This window comes from Candidatus Binatia bacterium, assembly GCA_036382395.1.
Lineage (GTDB): Bacteria > Desulfobacterota > Binatia > HRBIN30 > HRBIN30 > JAGDMS01.
Genome location: DASVHW010000228.1, coordinates 1 through 3,296, shown reverse-complemented (window position 1 = coordinate 3,296; position 3,296 = coordinate 1). Strand labels below are relative to the sequence as shown.

At 63.2% G+C, this 3,296-nt stretch carries 3 protein-coding genes; 1 reads left to right on the top strand and 2 read right to left on the bottom strand.

The features are described 5' to 3' along the window. Positions 1-352: 352 nt before the first annotated feature. On the bottom strand, positions 353-1,369 hold the full coding sequence (locus VF515_10505; GenBank protein ID HEX7408063.1) for an IS110 family transposase: 1,017 nt from the start codon (positions 1,367-1,369) through the stop codon (positions 353-355). An 83-nt stretch (positions 1,370-1,452) separates the two neighbouring features. After that, positions 1,453-2,513 (bottom strand): IS630 family transposase gene (locus VF515_10500; GenBank protein ID HEX7408062.1). Its coding sequence is split into 2 segments (ribosomal slippage): positions 1,453-2,021 and positions 2,021-2,513, totalling 1,062 coding nucleotides; the frame shifts between segments, so codons are not numbered across the junction. A 156-nt stretch (positions 2,514-2,669) separates the two neighbouring features. Here VF515_10500 and VF515_10495 point away from each other — a divergent pair. Continuing rightward, positions 2,670-3,296, top strand: a 627-nt coding sequence (locus VF515_10495) for an IS110 family transposase (GenBank protein HEX7408061.1), incomplete at its 3' end; no start/stop codon positions are given.

Here is a 3,296-nt window from a genome sequence, read left to right as displayed (position 1 = left end):
GCGCCTGTGCTTCGGACCAGATGTTGCGGCGGATATCTTCCGACCGCGGAGAGAACCGTGACCCCGGTACGGTAGCAGAAGTAAGCAAGAGGCTATTGACAAGGGAGACGCGATTAGAGAACGGCCCGTAGGGTTCAAGTGGCTTGCGAGAGATTGGCCTTGGTTCGAATGCGGTCATGTGTCCGGCCTTTGACGCGAGACGATGCCCGCTGGCCCAGATGGGATCCGCGAGCGACATCCAAACAACCCGGCGGCATGTTTCTGCCACAGGTATTAACGGATTTTGTCGCTCGTCGGTTCGACCGATAGCCATCTCTTGCTTGTCCTTAAACCCTCGGCACCCGCACGCGGCTCAGGCGGCGACCGGCTGACGCCGATACGCTTCCCCGCGTGCCATCATGGCCCAGATGATCCGGGCCATCTTGTTGGCCAGAGCCACCGCGGCGAGCTTGCGCGGCTTGCGCTCCAGCAATTGCAGCAGCCACGCCGAGGCGGATTTGCCACCTGGTTTGGCGAAACGGATGACGGACATGGCGCCGACGAACAGCAATTGCCGCAACCGTTCATTGCCGGCCTTGCTGATTTTGCCCATGCGTTGCTTGCCGCCAGTGGAATGTTCCTTTGGCGTCAGGCCCAGCCATGCGGCGAAGTGCCGCGCGGACGCAAAGTTCCCAGGCTCCACCGTCAGCGCCATGGTGATCGCCCCAAGCGGGCCAACGCCAGGGATCTCGGCCAGCAGCTGACTGACCGGGTTGGCCTTGTGCAGCGCCGCCAATTCGCTATCCACAGCCGCCACGCGCTGATCCAGCGTTTCGATATGCGCGCCCATCTGCTCGAACATCGCCCGCGCCGTGGCGGGAATGGCGCCGTCAGCGGCCAGTTCCGTCAGCAGCGCCGCGACCTTGACGGTCCCTTTGGCAGCCACCACGCCGAATTCCGCCGCATGGCCGCGTAGGGCATTGATCGCCTGGGTGCGCTGGCTCACCAGCATCTCACGATGTTTGAGGATGATGCCGTCGGCCTGCTGGTCGACGGTCTTGACCACAACCGAGCGCATGCAGGGACGTGACGCCGCCTCGCTGATTGCCTCGGCATCGTTGCGGTCATTCTTGGCCCGTTTGACGAAGGGCTTGACGTATTGCGGCGGGATCAGGCGAACGCGGTGACCCAGTCGGCTGAACAAGCGGCCCCAATGATGCGAGCCTCCGCAAGCCTCCAATACCACCTCTGTTGCATCCTGTTTGCCAAAGAAGGCTTCCACCTGGCCGCGTCTGAGCTCGCGCCGCAGCACCGGGCGTTCCTGCTCATCGACGCCATGAAGCGTGAACACGTGCTTGGACGTATCAATCGCGATGCGCTTATACTTCATCTGGACGGTCCTTGGTTGGTGTATGACAACTCAACTTTGGCACGAGATGCCGTTGGGCCGTCCACCCCAACAATCCGCATTGATCAGAACCTATCGGCCCAATCTCGCAATCCGATGGACATGATGCGCCACGGCTGATCGGTGAGCTTGTTCCAAGCGAAGCAGCAATGGTCGATGATGTCGTCGTATGACGCGAAGACGCGGTTGGAGAGCCAGTTTTCGCGCATGAACTGCCAGACGTTCTCGACCGGATTGAGCTCCGGTGCGCGCGGCGGAAGCGGCATCAGCGTGATGTTTGGTGGTATCTTGAGATCGCACGCCATATGCCAGCCAGCCTGGTCGAGCAGGACGACGGCGTGGGCGTCGGCAGCAACGGCGGCCGCGACTTCGGCGAGATGCAGGCCCATCGCCTCGGTATTGCAGTGGGGCAGGACGAGGGCAGCGCCCTTGCCCTCGCTGGGGCAGATCGCGCCGAACAGATAGGCCGAAGCGGTGCGCTGGTCGTGCGGTGCAGAGGGACGGCTGCCGCGCCGCGCCCAGCGTCGAGTGATGCCGTTCTTCTGGCCCACTCTGGCTTCGTCTTGGAACCAGACCTCTATGCGCTTGCCGGCAGCGACGCCCTGCGCGACCTCCGCCAGCGCGGCGGGGAATTTTTTTTGAATGTCTCCAAGGTTGCCCGGTCCTGTGCATGATGCCGGGGCCTGGCTGTGAGCTTGCGATAGCCGAGCGCGTGCAACTCGCGCCCGACGGTGTCCTCGCTGATCGAGACGCGGAACTCCTCCCACAGCCACTGTGCCAGATCGACCAGCCGCCAGCGCACCACGCCATGCACCGCCGGATCGGGGCCGCTCTCCACCATGGCGCCAAGCGCCTGGCGCTGCGCCTCGCTCAACCGTCGCGATGGTCCTGGCGGCTTGCGGTCCAGCAGCCCGGCCGGCCCATCGGCGTTGAACCGCACCACCCAGTCCCGCACGATCTGAAGGCCGACGCCACCAAGCCGTGCCGCGTCGCCGCGAGAGCCACCATCATAGATCGCCGCAAGGGCCAACAAACGCCGGGCCTGATTGGCATCGCGACTACGGCGGGCATGAAGGCGCAGATCGGCGGCAGTGAAATCCTGACGCAAGGTGACCGGAGCGGCCATGGCGAACTTCCCGATGTTCACCATGGTGAATCACATTCAGGCCCGCGTCGGGAATCCCCAACATGAGTCAGGCATCACGCGGGATGTTGGGGTGGACGGCCCAACGGCATCTCGTGCCAAAGTTGAGTTGTCATACATCAACCAAGGACCGTCCAGATGAAGTATAAGCGCATCGCGATTGATACGTCCAAGCACGTGTTCACGCTTCATGGCGTCGATGAGCAGGAACGCCCGGTGCTGCGGCGCGAGCTCAGGCGCGGTCAGGTGGAAGCCTTCTTTGGCAAACAGGACGCAACAGAGGTGGTATTGGAGGCTTGCGGTGGCTCGCATCATTGGGGGCGCTTGTTCAGCCGGCTGGGCCATGACGTTCGCCTGATCCCGCCACAATACGTCAAGCCCTTCGTCAAACGGGCCAAGAATGACCGCAACGATGCCGAGGCAATCAGCGAGGCGGCGTCACGTCCCTCCATGCGCTCGGTCGTGGTCAAGACCGTCGACCAGCAGGCCGACGGCATAATCCTCAAACATCGTGAGATGCTGGTGAGCCAGCGCACCCAGGCTATCAATGCCCTACGCGGCCATGCGGCGGAATTCGGCGTGGTGGCCGCCAAAGGGATCGTCAAGGTCGCGGCGCTGCTGATGGAACTGGCCGCTGACAATGCCATCCCCGCCACGGCGCGGGCGATGTTCGAGCAGATGGGCGCGCATATCGAAGCGCTGGATCAGCGCGTGGCGGCTGTGGATAGCGAATTGGCGGCGCTGCACAAGGCCAACCCGGTCAGT

Coding starts and splice junctions, on each gene's coding strand:
- VF515_10505 (HEX7408063.1), bottom strand. CDS start 1,369: ATGAAGTATAAGCGCATCGCGATTGATACGTCCAAGCACGTGTTCACG.